Origin of the sequence: Enterobacter hormaechei ATCC 49162 (genome assembly GCF_001875655.1) — a bacterium.
Classification (GTDB): domain Bacteria; phylum Pseudomonadota; class Gammaproteobacteria; order Enterobacterales; family Enterobacteriaceae; genus Enterobacter; species Enterobacter hormaechei.
The window spans coordinates 1,951,717-1,966,743 of sequence record NZ_MKEQ01000001.1 but is presented as its reverse complement, the minus strand read 5'-3'; the positions used below and the strand labels follow the sequence as shown (position 1 = coordinate 1,966,743).

Here is a 15,027-nt window from a genome sequence, read left to right as displayed (position 1 = left end):
TTGAGATTCTAACCATTTTTGTTATTTAAACACTGGCGCATACTGCCTGTCATCTTAATCCTGAAGAGACGGAGTATTTTATGCCACTGGCGCTTCTTGCCCTGACGATCAGTGCCTTCGCAATCGGCACGACCGAATTTGTTATCGTAGGGCTTGTTCCTACCATTGCTGATCAACTCGCTATTTCACTGCCTTCTGCCGGGCTGCTGGTATCTATTTATGCGTTAGGTGTCGCGGTTGGGGCGCCTGTGCTGACCGCACTGACAGGACGCTTTCCGCGTAAACAACTGTTAGTAGCTCTGATGGTGCTCTTCACCGCCGGCAATATTCTGGCGTGGCAGTCTCCGGACTACACCACGCTGGTCATTGCCCGTCTGCTGACAGGCCTTGCGCACGGTGTCTTCTTCTCTATCGGTTCCACTATTGCAACCAGCCTGGTGCCAAAAGAGAAAGCGGCGTCAGCCATTGCGATTATGTTTGGCGGCTTAACCGTCGCGCTGGTCACCGGCGTGCCGTTAGGAACGTTTATTGGGCAACATTTTGGCTGGCGTGAAACCTTCCTCGCGGTATCGCTGTTGGGGGTGATTGCTCTGGTGGCCAGCCTGCTGTTGGTTCCGTCGAATATACCGGGGCGTGCGAGCGCCAGCCTGAGCGATCAGGTTAAGGTTCTTACACACCCGCGCCTGCTGCTGATCTATGCCGTTACGGCTCTGGGTTATGGTGGGGTGTTCACTGCGTTCACCTTCCTTGCACCGATGATGCAGGAGCTGGCTGGTTTTTCTCCGGGCGCAGTGAGCTGGATTTTACTGGGCTACGGTATCTCCGTCGCAATCGGCAATATCTGGGGCGGCAAGCTTGCGGATAAGCATGGTGCAGTACCGGCGCTGAAATTCATCTTCGCCGCGCTGGTTGTCCTGCTGATGATTTTCCAGTTCACCGCGTCGACACATTACGCCGCGCTGGTAACGGTATTGGTTATGGGGATTTTCGCTTTTGGTAACGTACCGGGATTGCAGGTGTATGTTGTGCAGAAAGCCGAACGTTATACGCCCAATGCGGTGGATGTTGCATCCGGCCTGAATATCGCCGCATTCAATATCGGTATCGCCCTCGGATCGGTTATAGGGGGTCAGACGGTTGAACACGTTGGATTAACCCAAACGCCATGGATTGGCGCGGTGATTGTGCTTGTCGCTTTCCTTCTTATTGGTCTGAGTGGACGGCTTGATAAACCCGCTCGCGTCGCCCTTGGATAGGTATCAGTAAGTGCTTGCTTACAAAACTGGAAAGCGGTTTCTCAGTAATTGCGTTGAAAGTGTGACCTAAAATCCCTATAACATTAGAACCAGTCCGTTTTCCGGGCTGGTTCATGTTACAGAGGTCGTTTCCAAAAGTGCGAAAAAATACCTATGCCATGCGTTATGTTGCCGGAATGCCCGCGGAGAGGATCTTACCTCCGGGGTCGTTTGCGAGCCTGGGTCAGGCATTACCTGCGGGCACGCCATTAAGCAGTGACGAAAAAATTCGCGTACTGGTGTGGAACATCTTTAAACAACAGCGTGCGGAGTGGTTATCCGTACTTAAAAATTTTGGTAAAGATGCGCATCTGGTTTTGTTACAGGAGGCGCAAACCACGCCAGAGCTGGTCAGGTTTGCAACGACTCACTATCTCGCAGCCGACCAGGTGCCTGCCTTTGTTCTGCCACAGCATCCTTCTGGGGTGATGACCCTTTCAGCCGCACATCCGGTCTATTGCTGCCCGCTGCGTGAACGTGAGCCAATTCTGCGTCTGGCAAAATCGGCGCTGGTCACGGTCTATCCATTGCCGGATACCCGGCTGTTGATGGTGGTAAACATTCATGCGGTGAACTTCAGCCTGGGTGTTGATGTGTACAGTAAGCAGTTACTTCCTATTGGCGATCAGATTGCTCACCACAGTGGGCCGATCATCATGGCCGGGGATTTCAATGCCTGGAGCCGTCCGCGTATGAACGCGTTGTACCGCTTCGCGCGGGAAATGTCGCTGCGTGAAGTTCGTTTTAGCGATGACCAGCGTAAGAAAGCGTTTGGTCGTCCTCTCGATTTCGTCTTCTATCGGGGTTTAAGCGTGCACGATGCTTCCGTTCTGGTAACGCGCGCCTCCGATCATAATCCTCTACTAGTAGAATTCAGTCCCGGCAAACCTGATAAATAATGGTGCGTCAGGTCTGCCGTGGGGCAGGCCTGTGCGGGTGCTGCCCTTTATTTTTTAACCCATAAAAGGACAGCAACATGACAACAACACACTCCCATCATGACAACGTCGAAAAACAGTTCGGTTCTCAGGCTGGCGCGTATCTGAGCAGCGCCGTGCATGCCTCTGGCCGCGATCTGGTGCGTCTCGGTGATCGGCTCGCCGCGTTCCCTGACGCGCACGTGCTGGATTTAGGCTGCGGGGCGGGGCACGCCAGTTTTACCGCCGCCCGGCAGGTCGCTCAGGTGACGGCGTATGATTTATCGAGCCAGATGCTGGATGTTGTTGCTGAGGCGGCGAAAGCGAAAGGGTTGAATAACATCACGACGCGCCAGGGCTACGCGGAATCTTTACCCTTTGAGGATGCGTCGTTTGAGGTTGTGATTAGCCGTTACTCTGCACACCACTGGCATGATGTGGGGCAGGCATTACGGGAAGTGAAACGGGTGCTCAAACCGGGCGGAACCTTCATCATCATGGACGTAATGTCTCCCGGACATCCGGTACGGAATATCTGGCTCCAGACGGTTGAAGCGCTGCGTGATACCTCGCACGTACAAAACTACTCCAGTGGCGAGTGGCTGACGTTTATCACCGAAGCCGGTTTGATTTCACGCTCGCTGATAACCGACCGTTTGCCGCTGGAGTTCGCGTCATGGATTGCGCGGATGCGCACACCAGAGGCATTGACGCAGGCGATCCGATTGTATCAGGAGAGCGCCTCTGCTGACGTGAAGGCGTACTTTGAACTGCATTACGATGGTTCGTTTACCAGCGACACCATTATGGCTGAAGCGCAAAAAGCGGGATAAACAAAAAAGGCACCGAGGGGAATCGGTGCCTTTTTAACAAACGATCGTACTATCAGGAATCCGGCGTAGCGCTGTTTTTCACAAACAACGTCAGCTGGTCGCCAGGTTGCAGGTTGTCAGTATCGTTGTTCCAGCGCATCACATCTTTGATGTTTACGCCGTGACGCTTAGCAATACTGGACAGCGAGTCGCCTTTACGTACGCGATAGGTAATACTATCGCTGTTTTTAGCGAGACGCTGTGCGCTGCTACCTGCACCTACGGTCAGCGTTTGACCCACTTTCAGACTGGACCCGCGCAGATTATTCCACTGCTGGAGATCTTTCGTATTCACGCCAAGACGTGAAGCAATACCTGAAAGCGTATCACCTGAACGCACCTTATAGCTGCGGCTGCTTACAGGCGACGTATCAGCGATCAGCGTTGACTGAACGGCTGCAATTTCACCCGAAGCTAAAGACTCTCGTAACTGCTCCGCGTGTTTCTGCGGAACCATCACATAGCGCGGGCCACTTGCACCCAGCGTGGAGCCTTTAACACCTGCATTAAAGGTTTTAAGCTTACTTACCGACATACCCGTCATATCGGCAACCTGTTGAATATCAACCGGGCTGCTGAGGCGGACACGCGCCAGTGCACGACTTTCGTCTGGTGTTGGCAGTTGTACACCGTAACGTTTACTGTTCTTGAGAATGTCACTCAAAGCCAGCATTTTCGGTACGTAAATCTTTGTTTCCTGTGGCAGTGAGAGCGACCAGAAGTCTGTGGATTTACCACGCGCTTTATTCGCTTTCATTGCCTTCAGTACACGACCTTCACCACTGTTATACGCCGCGACAGTCAATAACCAGTCGCCGTCAAACATCTTGTTCAGACGTTGCATCATGTCGAGAGCGGCTGTCGTTGAAGCGACAACATCACGACGCGCATCGTAGTTGCGGGTCTGTTTTAAACCATAATTTCGCCCTGTGCTCGGAATGATCTGCCATATGCCTGCTGCATTGGCGCCAGACGTCGCGTGCGGGTCAAAAGCGCTCTCCACTATGGGTAGTAGTACCAGTTCCATAGGCATGTTACGTTTCTTAACTTGCCCGGCTATCCAGTACATATACGGCTCTGCCCGTAATGTTACATCGTGGAGATAGCTCTTATTTCTCAAATACTTCTGTTTCTGTTCGCGAATCCGGCTGTTTTCCGGAATTCCCATCTTTAGCTCGTCGCCAATAGAGGCCCACAAGTCTTGTTCCTGCGCGAAGGATGTCCCATCGTCCAACCATCGCGCCTGACTCGTAAACTTCCCTGCTTCCCCTTGACCAGCCGCAGAAAGGCTCTGTGCGTGCTGTTGTACGTTGCTGCCGTTTTGTGACTGGCAACCTACAAGCAGGACAGAGGCGAGTAATATCGCTTTTGCCTTCATGTGTGTGTCAATAGTTGCTTAAAAGACGAGCGATGATAACGGCGAAAATTTGAAAAGGCAACCCGCAATTATCTGAAGTTATCTTTCTTTGACCTTAACCATGCAAATCGCGCTTCTGGTTGTAACAAATTTGTTTCTTGATAAATTTTATTAATTAAATCAGCATTATCCGTTCTTAAAAATAAATTTATTTGGCGCTCATTTTTCAGAATTACGGGCAGTGTTTTTTGGTTTTTTGCACGTAACTCCTTCACTTTCAGGTAATAATCCTGAATCGCCCGATCCTCTGGCAGAATGCTCGCGGCAAACTTCATATTCCCTAATGTATACTCATGTGCGCAACAAATGACGGTGTCGGCAGGCAGTGCATTAATTTTTTGTAAAGATTGATACATTTGTTCTGGCGTACCTTCAAAGAGCCGTCCACAGCCGCCGGAAAACAGCGTGTCGCCGCAAAACAGATAAGGTTTGCTGTAGAAACAGAGATGACCGGAAGTGTGACCTGGCGTAGCAAATACGGAAAACTCCCACCCGAGGATGAGGATACTTTCGCCTTCTACAACGACTTGCGTCGTACCCTTATTTTGTGTCTCTGCCGGTCCGTAAACGGGAAGATGGGGATAGTGCGCAAGGAGATCGGGAACACCGCCGACATGATCGTGATGGTGATGGGTAAGGAGAATCGCTTCTGGTTGCCAGCCGTTTTCTTTTATCGCGTGCAGGATCGGTGCGGATTCGCCCGGATCCACAATGATGCATCTGCGATCGTCGTCGACTAAAACCCAGATGTAATTGTCCTGAAAGGCGGAAATACTGATAAGATTCATGCATTACCTCTTATAGCGTGGCGGGTGTTTTGATGAAACCGGCAAGGATACCTCAGACTGTCGCACCACCGGAACGTTGGGCAGAATTGCCCTGGGGTGAATATTATCGCGAGGCGTTAGAACTTCAGCTTAAACCCTGGCTCGCGAAAATGTATGGTTTTCACCTGCTTAAGATTGGCAATCTGAGCGCAGAAATCAATACCGAAAGCTGCGCTATCTCGCATCAGGTTAGCGTATCGCTTAATGGCTCTCCGGTTCAGGTGAAAGCGGATCCGCTGCATTTGCCGTTTGCGGAAAAATCCATTGATGCCTGTCTGCTCGCCCACACTCTGCCCTGGTGCAGCGATCCCCATCGCCTGCTGCGGGAAGCGGACCGCGTTTTGATTGACGACGGCTGGCTGATCCTGAGCGGCTTCAATCCGCTGAGTCTGATGGGGCTACGTAAACTCACGCCCGTGTTGCGTCGCACGCCGCCGTATAACAGCCGCATGTTTACCCTGATGCGCCAGCTGGACTGGCTTTCACTGTTAAATTTTGAAGTGCTGAGCTACGGAGGTTTTCAGGTCATTCCCTGGACGCGTAAAGGAGGGGTTTTGTTAAGTACCCATTTCCCCGCACTGGGCTGCATGCAATTTATTGTGGCGCGTAAGAGGACGATCCCCCTTACGCTTAACCCAATGAAGCAAAGCAAATCGAAAACGCGGATCCGCCAGACTGTGGGGGCCACGCGGCAGTACAAAAAACCGTGATCAGGATTCAGGCTGATAACCTGCATCCTCGTGGGTCGGGTTGGAGGCCGCCGCGCGAGCCAGCTCGTCACAGCGTTCGTTTTCGGGATGACCTGCGTGCCCCTTTACCCATTCCCATTTGATTTCGTGCTGACCTAGGGCGGCATCAAGACGCTTCCAGAGATCGACATTCTTAACGGGTTTTTTCTCTGCGGTTTTCCAGCCGCGTTTTTTCCAGTTATGGATCCACTGGGTAATGCCCTGGCGGACATACTGGCTGTCGGTACTCAGCACCACGTCACAATGTTCTTTTAAGGCTTCCAGCGCCACGATGGCAGCCATCAACTCCATGCGGTTGTTGGTGGTCAGGAAATAGCCTTCACTAAAAGTTTTTTCATGCTGACGATAGCGCATAATGGCGCCATAGCCGCCGGGCCCTGGGTTACCAAGACAAGATCCATCGGTGAAAATTTCTACCTGTTTACGCATCTCTGGTAGACTTCCTGTATTTGAAACGTTCAGTAAAACGATAAGTCTGACATAAATGACCGCTATGAGCACTGCAATTACTCGCCAGATTGTTCTCGATACCGAAACCACCGGTATGAACCAGATTGGCGCTCACTACGAAGGGCACAAAATCATTGAGATTGGTGCGGTTGAAGTGGTGAACCGTCGTCTTACGGGCAACAACTTCCACGTTTACCTCAAACCCGATCGGCTGGTGGATCCGGAAGCGTTCGGCGTTCACGGGATTGCCGATGAGTTTTTGCTGGATAAACCCACCTTTGCTGACGTCGCAGATGAATTTCTCGACTACATCAGGGGTGCGGAACTTGTCATTCATAACGCGTCGTTCGATATCGGCTTTATGGACTATGAGTTCAGCAAGCTCAACCGCGATATTCCCAAGACGAATACGTTCTGTAAGGTCACGGATAGCCTGGCGCTGGCAAGGAAGATGTTCCCCGGCAAGCGTAACAGCCTTGATGCTCTGTGCTCTCGCTATGAGATAGACAACACCAAGCGAACGCTGCACGGCGCATTGCTCGATGCCCAGATCCTGGCCGATGTCTACCTGACCATGACCGGCGGGCAAACGTCGATGAAATTCAGTATGGAAAATGAATCCCAGCAGACGCGTGATGAAGGGGGGATTCAGCGCATTGTGCGTCAGGCGAATCGCCTGCGGGTTGTTTTAGCCAGTGATGAAGAACTGATGAACCATGAATCTCGTCTCGATTTAGTACAGAAGAAGGGCGGAAGCTGTCTGTGGCGCACGTAAAAATGTGCTGAAACGTTTGTTAAATCGCCGTTTGGGTGAATTTTGCAGCAAACGATTCAAAACCTGAGAAAAAGCGTTGACGAGTTCAGAGGCAAACCGTAATATTCGCCTCGTTCCCCAAACGGGAACAGTGGAGCGGTAGTTCAGTCGGTTAGAATACCTGCCTGTCACGCAGGGGGTCGCGGGTTCGAGTCCCGTCCGTTCCGCCACTATTCAGGTCCACGTTATTTATAACGTGGGCCTTTTTCATTTCTGCTTTTCCCCGATGTTACGCAAGACAATAAGCCAGGGTAACACCGCGGGTTGCGTTTATCCGATCGTAAACGGGTCTGCATCCTGCCAGGCCGGAAACTTCTCCCGATACTCTTTTAACGCCGTTAACGAAATCTCAGCATCAATTCGCGTTGCCTGATGCGGCTCGGCGGTGGCAATAATTTCACCCTGCGGACTGATTACCCGGCTGTCGCCGCGATAGTGATGCCCGTTGCCGTCCGTTCCTACGCGGTTACAGCCAACAACATAAGCCTGATTTTCAATCGCGCGCGCTGCCAGTAAAGCCTGCCAGTGCAGCGAGCGTGGCGCAGGCCAGTTGGCGACATACAGCGCTAAATCATAATCGTTGCGGTTGCGTGACCACACCGGAAAGCGCAGGTCATAGCAGACCAGCGGCAAAATACGCCAGCCGCGCCATTCAAATACCACGCGTTCGTTTCCGGCTTCATAGTGTTGATGCTCATCCGCCATGCGAAACAGGTGGCGCTTGTCGTAGAAATGGACTTTTCCTTCCGGCTCGACCAGCAGAAAACGGTTGACCGGGCCGCGCCCGGTCTGGAGTGCGACGCTACCGGCAATCAGCGCGTTTGTTTCCTGTGCCCTGGCGTGCATCCAGGCCACCACCTCGTCCTGCGGCATAGATTGTTTTGCTGCCTCCATCGCGAAACCTGTGGTGAACATCTCCGGCAGGACAATCACATCGCGTCTGGTCATCTCTTCCAGCTGGCGATCAAAATGGCGAAGGTTGGCGGGGCCGTCCATCCACACTAAAGGTTGCTGCAAAACAGAAATCTTTAAACCAGGCACGATACAGGCTCCTTAATAAACACTTTTTGACACTGTAGCACGTCATTACCAGAAAATGTGGCAATAAAAAACCCCGCGCGGGGCGGGGTTTGTGGGCATGAAATGTCTTATGCCGCTTCAGGTTTGCGGTGCTTCTCTGGCAGCTTTACCGGCTGTGTCGCCAGCTCTTCGGGTTCGAAATCATCCACATTGATACTGCGCAGACGGCTCTCCTCGGCTTTCACCAGAATCGCAGCTTCGCTGTTGTCGATGATGCCACCCGCCAGCGCCTGTTTTGCCAGTTCATCCAGTCGTGTAAACGGCAGGTTTTTGCCCAGCTGTTTGCAGATCTTCTGGTGAATCGGGTCGGCGGCCATCACGTCCAGCAGTGCCTCTTCCAGCAAACCGACCGGGTTATGCGGGGTAGGGGCCAGATATTGTCCCCGACCAATACGGGAGCGGGTGGCGCTCGGCACTTGTAAGATCTTCGCCACTTTGTGATCCAGCTTGTCAGACGGCGCCAGATGGTGACGACCGGTCGGGAAGATCACAACGCGCAGGGCACCCGCCACGAAGCGGTTCGGGAAGTTGGCCAGCAGGTCGTCAATTGCTTGTTCGGCCTGATACATCGCATCCTGTACGCCCCAGTGCACCAGCGGCAGATCCGCTTCCTGACGGCCTTCGTCGTCATAGCGTTTCAGCACCGCAGAGGCGAGGAAAATCTGGCTCAGCACATCACCCAGACGGGCGGAGATGCGTTCGCGACGCTTCAGGCTACCGCCCAGGACGGCCATTGAGACGTCAGACAGCAGGGCAAGGTTGGCGCTCAGACGGTTCAGATGCTGGTAGTAACGTTTGGTCGCATCGCCGGTTGGCGTCGCGCTGGTCAGGCCGCGCGTCAGGCCGAGCCAGAAGCTGCGCACCTTGTTACTGCCCACGTGACCAATATGTTTGAACAGCAGCTTGTCGAAGGCGTCCACGTCGTTATTCTGCGCGGCGGCCATCTCTTCCAGCACGTACGGATGGCAACGAATCGCCCCCTGACCGAAGATCATCATGCTGCGGGTCAGGATGTTGGCCCCTTCCACGGTGATAGCAATCGGTGCACCCTGATAGCCGCGCGCCAGGAAGTTGCCTTCGCCAAGCATGATGCCTTTACCGCCTGCGATATCCATCGCGTCAATGATCGACTGCTGCGCGCGGTGGGTACAGTGATACTTCACAATCGCGGACAGCACGGCCGGTTTTTCGCCCAGCATGATGCCGTAGGTAATCAGCGAGGCTGCGGCGTCCATCACGTAGGCATTGCCCGCAATACGCGCCAGCGGCTCTTCAATACCTTCCATCTTGCCGATAGAGATTTTGAACTGGCGGCGGATATGCGCGTAAGCCCCAATCCCCATCGCCACCGACTTCAGACCGCCGGTTGAGTTCGATGGCAGGGTAATACCGCGGCCCACCGACAGACATTCCACCAGCATACGCCAGCCCTGACCGGCCATTTTCGGGCCACCGATGATGTAATCAATCGGGACAAAGATATCCTGACCGCGGGTAGGACCGTTCTGGAACGGCACGTTCAGCGGGAAGTGACGGCGACCAATTTCAACGCCCGGTGTTGACGTTGGGATCAGCGCACAGGTAATGCCCAGCTCTTCTTCCCCACCCAGCAGTTTTTCCGGGTCGGAGAGCTTAAAGGCCAGGCCGAGCACCGTGGCGATAGGTGCCAGGGTGATATAGCGTTTGTTCCAGGTCAGGCGCATGCCCAGCACCTGTTGCCCCTGCCATTCGCCCATGCAGACCACGCCCGTATCCGGGATCGCGCCAGCGTCAGAGCCGGCTTCCGGGCTGGTCAGCGCGAAGCATGGGATTTCCTGACCACGCGCCAGACGCGGCAGGTAGTGATCTTTCTGCTCTTCCGTACCGTAATGCTGTAACAGCTCGCCCGGGCCTAAGGAGTTTGGTACGCCAACGGTGATCGCCAGGATCCCGGAGACACCCGCCAGTTTTTGCAACACGCGAGCCTGAGCGTAAGCGGAGAATTCCAGCCCGCCGTACTCTTTCTTAATGATCATCGCAAAGAAGCGATGCTCTTTCAGATACGCCCACAGCTCAGGCGGCAGGTCAGCCATTTCGTGAGTGATGGCGAAGTCGTTTGCCATGCGGCACGCTTCTTCCACCGGGCCATCAATAAAGGCCTGTTCTTCGGCGGTTAAACGCGGCTGCGGATAATTGTGCAGCTTTTTCCAGTCCGGGTTGCCCTGGAACAGATCGCCTTCCCACCATGTAGTACCGGCATCAATCGCTTCTTTCTCTGTACGTGACATCGGCGGCATCACTTTACGGAAACCTTTGAACACCGGAGCGGAGATCATCGACTTACGCATCGGCGTCAGGTTGAACGGCAGCAAAATGATGGCCAGAGGAACAAGAACCCAGATATTCCACAGGCCAGCGACGCCAAGCGCAGCCGTCCAGGCCAGAAGAATCAGGCTACTCAGTAATAAACTGACACGGTGATAGAACAGCACACCGAGCAGTACAACGGTTGCGAGAATGCTCAAAATCATCATAAAGAAAAGCTCCCTTGCTTGTAGGAGGTCTGACCACTTGTGATGATATGGTTGTAGTTGATGTCATTTCCTTTAGCAATGTGTTTACAAAATAATTACAACCTGGTTCACATTGTTCGCGTTTTAGCCGGCACAAAAAATCAAAACGCCGGACGATTCGCATGGCTTTAGCTTCTCGCTTTTACTGCTATCCGGTACACTCCACTGTGTTATTTCATCAATACTGAAGGATTATCCTCATGTACCAGGATCTTATTCGTAACGAACTGAACGAAGCGGCGGAAACGCTGGCGAACTTTCTGAAAGATGATGCCAATATTCACGCTATTCAGCGCGCGGCGGTCCTGCTTGCCGACAGCTTCAAAGCTGGCGGTAAAGTGCTCTCCTGCGGTAACGGCGGTTCCCACTGTGACGCCATGCACTTCGCTGAAGAGCTGACGGGACGCTATCGCGAAAACCGTCCGGGCTACCCGGCGATTGCGATTTCCGACGTGAGCCACATCTCCTGCGTAGGCAACGACTTCGGTTACGACCACATCTTTTCCCGCTACGTTGAAGCCGTAGGCCGTGAAGGTGACGTGCTGCTGGGGATTTCGACCTCCGGTAACTCCGCTAACGTAATCAAAGCGATTGCCGCCGCGCGTGAGAAGGGCATGAAAGTGATCACCCTGACCGGGAAAGATGGCGGTAAGATGGACGGTACGGCGGACATTGAAATCCGTGTTCCACACTTCGGTTATGCGGACCGCGTTCAGGAAATTCACATCAAAGTGATCCACATCCTGATACAACTGATCGAAAAAGAGATGGTTAAGTAAGAAGGCTATTTTATTTGCCATTTTGAATCCGGGCAGTGCTCGAAATCCTCACGTACTACGTGTACGCTCCGGTTTCTGCGCGCTGTCCGAATCCAAACTGGCTGCAACAATTACGCCTTCCTGCGTTAAGGCGTTTTGTGGAGGTGCTGTATGTGCGAACTGCTCGGGATGAGCGCCAATGTGCCAACCGATATCTGCTTTAGTTTCACCGGACTGGTGCAGCGCGGTGGAGGAACCGGGCCGCATAAAGACGGCTGGGGCATTACCTTCTACGAAGGCAAAGGATGTCGCACGTTCAAAGATCCACAGCCCAGTTTTAATTCACCCATTGCCAGACTGGTGCAGGATTATCCCATTAAATCCTGTTCGGTGATCGCGCATATCCGTCAGGCGAACCGCGGCGAAGTGGCGCTGGAAAACACCCATCCCTTTACGCGCGAGCTGTGGGGCCGTAACTGGACCTACGCACATAACGGGCAGCTTACGGGTTATAAATCACTGGAGACGGGCAACTTCCGTCCGGTCGGTGAAACGGACAGTGAGAAAGCGTTCTGCTGGCTGCTCCACAAGCTGGCGGAGCGTTATCCCCGCACGCCCGGCAACATGGCCGCCGTGTTTAAATATATCGCTTCGCTGGCGTCTGAGCTGCGTGAAAAAGGCGTGTTTAATATGCTGCTGTCCGACGGACGCTACGTGATGGCGTTCTGCTCGACGAACCTGTTCTGGATCACCCGCCGCGCGCCGTTTGGGGTTGCAAAGCTGCTCGATCAGGATGTGGAGATAGACTTTCAGAAAGAGACCACACCGAACGATGTGGTCACAGTCATTGCGACGCAGCCGCTGACGGGCAACGAAGCCTGGCAGAAGATCATGCCAGGCGAGTGGGTGCTATTTCGTCTCGGGGACCGCGTAATTTGACGCCAGCTGCGGCTGAACCACTTCATGGCTGAGCGGTTTACTCACCACGTAACGGCCATTGACGATGGACACCACCGGCGGTTTATGGGTCTGCTCGAAGTAGTCATAGCCCGGTTTTAATTGTTTCCAGAAATCCGTGTAAACGGAGTACTTATGGCGCGCCATATTCGCATCCGTCATACGGAACGGATAGATGCTGACCTGAACATTCGGCTGGCCGAAGACCAGTGCGCCCGTGACAAACTGGAAAATCTCATCAATGCCGGAATCCGTCATCGCATAACAGCCGACAGACACGCAGGCACCGTGGATCATCAGGTATTTACCTTCGTAACCGTGAGCACGGTCAAAGGCATTGGGGAAACCGATGTTAATCGCTTTATAAAAGCGGCTGTCCGGTTTTAGCTGGTTACGCTGAACGTTGTAAAACCCTTCCGGACTTTTAAAGTCGCCCTGGCGCTGTTTCGGTCCCAGCCCACCAGAATAGTTACAGATTTTGTAGCTATCGAGCAGCTGATACGTCTCGCCCATTTTGACAAACAGATCGAGTGTGCGCTCTTCCTTGAAGATTTGAATATAAACCGGGGATCCCATCAACTGCTGTTTATACTCTTTGCTGACCGGCGTCGTTGAACTATTACTGCCAAGCAGCCCGGCAAACGACATGCACGGTATCAGAAGCATCGCAATGAACAATGCGATTTTACGCATACTACTGGTTCCTTGATAAAACAATGACCAACTTGCCAGAACGGCAAAAGACACCCGAAATCAGACTAATCTGGACAGGAGCGCTCACATTAGCACCGATGGAGATTTTCGCAAGAGCCAACCTTTGCGTTTACAAATTAGTTTTACTTTATAACCCATTCACAGACTCCTGACTCCAGGAACTTTGCGCAATAGCTCGCATTTCGGCGCGCCGGACGGCGGATTTACTGCCCTTGCGCGGGCCGAAAATGGTACACTCCGGCCTCTCTGGATTGTTGTTCATGGATACCTGCTAAACACATGTTTAAAATCAGAAAAGGACTCGATCTGCCAATCTCTGGCGTGCCTGAACAGCACGTGACCACCGGCGCCATTGTTCATCATGTCGCTATTGTGGGTGATGATTACGTGGGCATGCGACCTGCGATGCTGGTTCAGGAAGGCGATCGGGTAATAAAAGGCCAGGCGCTTTTCGAGGATAAAAAAAATCCTGGCGTTATGTTTACAGCCCCTGCCAGCGGCGTCGTCGTCGCCATCCATCGTGGTGAGCGTCGCGTCCTGCAATCGGTTGTTATTCAAATTGAAGGCGATGAGAAACGCGAATTTGCGCGTTTTGACGACGCCGATCTCGCCACCCTCAGCCGCGAAGCGGTGCAGGCTCAACTGCTGGAGTCGGGACTGTGGACGGCGCTTCGCACGCGCCCGTTTAGCAAAACGCCCGTGCCAGGCACGGTGCCAGCCGCTATCTTCGTGACGGCCATCGACACCAACCCGCTCAGCGCGGACCCGCAGCCTGTTATCCTGGCCGAACGAAAAGCCTTTGATGCCGGTCTCACCGTGTTAACGCGTCTGACGCCGGGTAAAGTGCATGTCTGCCAGGCCAGCGGCGGTAAGCTTGGCGGGCATCCGCAAGGGCAGGTCGCTTTTAACGAATTTGCCGGCCCGCATCCGGCCGGGCTGGTGGGAACGCATATTCATTTCCTGGAGCCGGTGAGCCTGACGAAACAGGTCTGGCATCTTAATTATCAGGACGTGATTGCTATTGGTAAGCTGTTCACCACGGGTGAGCTGTGCGCTGAACGGATCGTCGCTATCGGCGGGCCGCAGGCCGTAAACCCGCGTCTGGTTAAGACCCTTCTGGGAGCAGACATTAATGAACTGCTTGCGGGGGAAACGAAAGAGGGTGAAAACCGCCTGATTTCCGGTTCAGTACTCAGCGGCCGCCGCGCTGTCAATGCGCACGCGTACCTGGGGCGTTTCCATCTTCAGGTGAGCGTGGTACTTGAAGGGCGCGAGAAAGAGCTGTTCGGCTGGGTACTGCCTGGCGCAGAAAAATACTCCGTAACCCGCACCACGCTGGGCCACTTCCTGCGTCATAAGCTGTTTAATTTCTCCACCAGCACGAACGGCGGTGAGCGCGCAATGGTTCCGATTGGCAACTACGAACGTGTAATGCCGCTGGATATTCTGCCCACCGTGCTGCTGCGCGATCTTCTTGCCGGTGATACCGACGGCGCCCAGGCGCTGGGCTGTCTGGAGCTGGATGAAGAAGATCTGGCGCTCTGTACCTATGTGTGTCCAGGTAAATACGAATATGGACCCGTATTGCGCGAGGTGTTAACCCGCATTGAGCAGGAAGGATAACC

General features: G+C 53.5%; 14 protein-coding genes and 1 tRNA gene. 9 read left to right on the top strand and 6 right to left on the bottom strand.

Annotated features, from left to right (window positions below; genetic code table 11):
* The first annotated feature begins 80 nt into the window (after positions 1-80).
* The 3 genes from BH712_RS09980 (at position 81) to BH712_RS09970 (ending at position 3,045) form a co-directional block, all read left to right on the top strand.
* Positions 81-1,256 (top strand): MFS transporter, encoded by a 1,176-nt coding sequence (locus BH712_RS09980; protein WP_006810018.1) that lies wholly within the window; start codon positions 81-83, stop codon positions 1,254-1,256.
* Between the two features lie 137 nt (positions 1,257-1,393).
* A complete protein-coding gene (locus BH712_RS09975) occupies positions 1,394-2,194 on the top strand; it encodes an endonuclease/exonuclease/phosphatase family protein (protein ID WP_032673787.1) in 801 nt (266 codons plus the stop codon).
* 77 nt (positions 2,195-2,271) lie between these two features.
* On the top strand, positions 2,272-3,045 hold the full coding sequence (locus tag BH712_RS09970; RefSeq protein WP_006810016.1) for a class I SAM-dependent methyltransferase: 774 nt from the start codon (positions 2,272-2,274) through the stop codon (positions 3,043-3,045).
* Positions 3,046-3,097: 52 nt separating this feature from the next.
* Here BH712_RS09970 and mltD read toward each other — a convergent pair whose 3' ends face one another.
* Both mltD and gloB read right to left on the bottom strand, forming a co-directional pair.
* A complete protein-coding gene (mltD, locus tag BH712_RS09965; RefSeq protein ID WP_006810015.1) occupies positions 3,098-4,462 on the bottom strand; it encodes a murein transglycosylase D in 1,365 nt (454 codons plus the stop codon).
* Positions 4,463-4,530: 68 nt separating this feature from the next.
* Positions 4,531-5,289: a hydroxyacylglutathione hydrolase gene (gloB, locus tag BH712_RS09960; RefSeq protein ID WP_006810014.1), complete on the bottom strand. Its 759-nt coding sequence runs from the start codon at positions 5,287-5,289 to the stop codon at positions 4,531-4,533.
* A 32-nt stretch (positions 5,290-5,321) separates the two neighbouring features.
* Between gloB and BH712_RS09955 the strand changes: the two genes are divergently transcribed.
* On the top strand, positions 5,322-6,038 hold the full coding sequence (locus tag BH712_RS09955) for a class I SAM-dependent methyltransferase (RefSeq protein ID WP_006810013.1): 717 nt from the start codon (positions 5,322-5,324) through the stop codon (positions 6,036-6,038).
* Here the strand turns inward: BH712_RS09955 and rnhA are convergent, their stop codons facing one another.
* A complete protein-coding gene (rnhA, locus tag BH712_RS09950; RefSeq protein WP_160840538.1) occupies positions 6,039-6,617 on the bottom strand; it encodes a ribonuclease HI in 579 nt (192 codons plus the stop codon).
* Here rnhA and dnaQ point away from each other — a divergent pair.
* Together dnaQ and BH712_RS09940 are read left to right on the top strand one after the other, a co-directional pair.
* Positions 6,571-7,302 (top strand): DNA polymerase III subunit epsilon, encoded by a 732-nt coding sequence (gene dnaQ, locus BH712_RS09945; RefSeq protein ID WP_003863237.1) that lies wholly within the window; start codon positions 6,571-6,573, stop codon positions 7,300-7,302. The two genes, rnhA and dnaQ, sit on opposite strands and share 47 nt — an antisense overlap.
* Before the next feature lie 132 nt (positions 7,303-7,434).
* Positions 7,435-7,511, top strand: a tRNA-Asp gene (locus tag BH712_RS09940).
* Between the two features lie 100 nt (positions 7,512-7,611).
* Here BH712_RS09940 and BH712_RS09935 read toward each other — a convergent pair.
* Positions 7,612-8,382, bottom strand: coding sequence for an amidohydrolase (locus BH712_RS09935; protein ID WP_006810011.1), 771 nt, complete (start codon positions 8,380-8,382; stop codon positions 7,612-7,614).
* Between the two features lie 107 nt (positions 8,383-8,489).
* Complete coding sequence (gene fadE, locus BH712_RS09930; RefSeq protein ID WP_006810010.1) at positions 8,490-10,934, bottom strand: acyl-CoA dehydrogenase FadE; 2,445 nt, start codon at positions 10,932-10,934, stop codon at positions 8,490-8,492.
* 239 nt (positions 10,935-11,173) lie between these two features.
* Between fadE and lpcA the strand changes: the two genes are divergently transcribed.
* Together lpcA and BH712_RS09920 are read left to right on the top strand one after the other, a co-directional pair.
* Positions 11,174-11,752: a D-sedoheptulose 7-phosphate isomerase gene (lpcA, locus tag BH712_RS09925; protein ID WP_003863232.1), complete on the top strand. Its 579-nt coding sequence runs from the start codon at positions 11,174-11,176 to the stop codon at positions 11,750-11,752.
* 150 nt (positions 11,753-11,902) lie between these two features.
* Positions 11,903-12,670, top strand: a complete 768-nt coding sequence (locus BH712_RS09920; RefSeq protein ID WP_006810009.1) for a class II glutamine amidotransferase — start codon at positions 11,903-11,905, stop codon at positions 12,668-12,670.
* Here the strand turns inward: BH712_RS09920 and dpaA are convergent.
* Complete coding sequence (gene dpaA, locus BH712_RS09915) at positions 12,641-13,381, bottom strand: peptidoglycan meso-diaminopimelic acid protein amidase (protein WP_006810008.1); 741 nt, start codon at positions 13,379-13,381, stop codon at positions 12,641-12,643. The two genes, BH712_RS09920 and dpaA, sit on opposite strands and share 30 nt — an antisense overlap.
* 300 nt (positions 13,382-13,681) lie before the next feature.
* Between dpaA and BH712_RS09910 the strand changes: the two genes are divergently transcribed.
* Positions 13,682-15,025: a Na(+)-translocating NADH-quinone reductase subunit A gene (locus BH712_RS09910; RefSeq protein WP_006810007.1), complete on the top strand. Its 1,344-nt coding sequence runs from the start codon at positions 13,682-13,684 to the stop codon at positions 15,023-15,025.
* Positions 15,026-15,027: the final 2 nt, after the last annotated feature.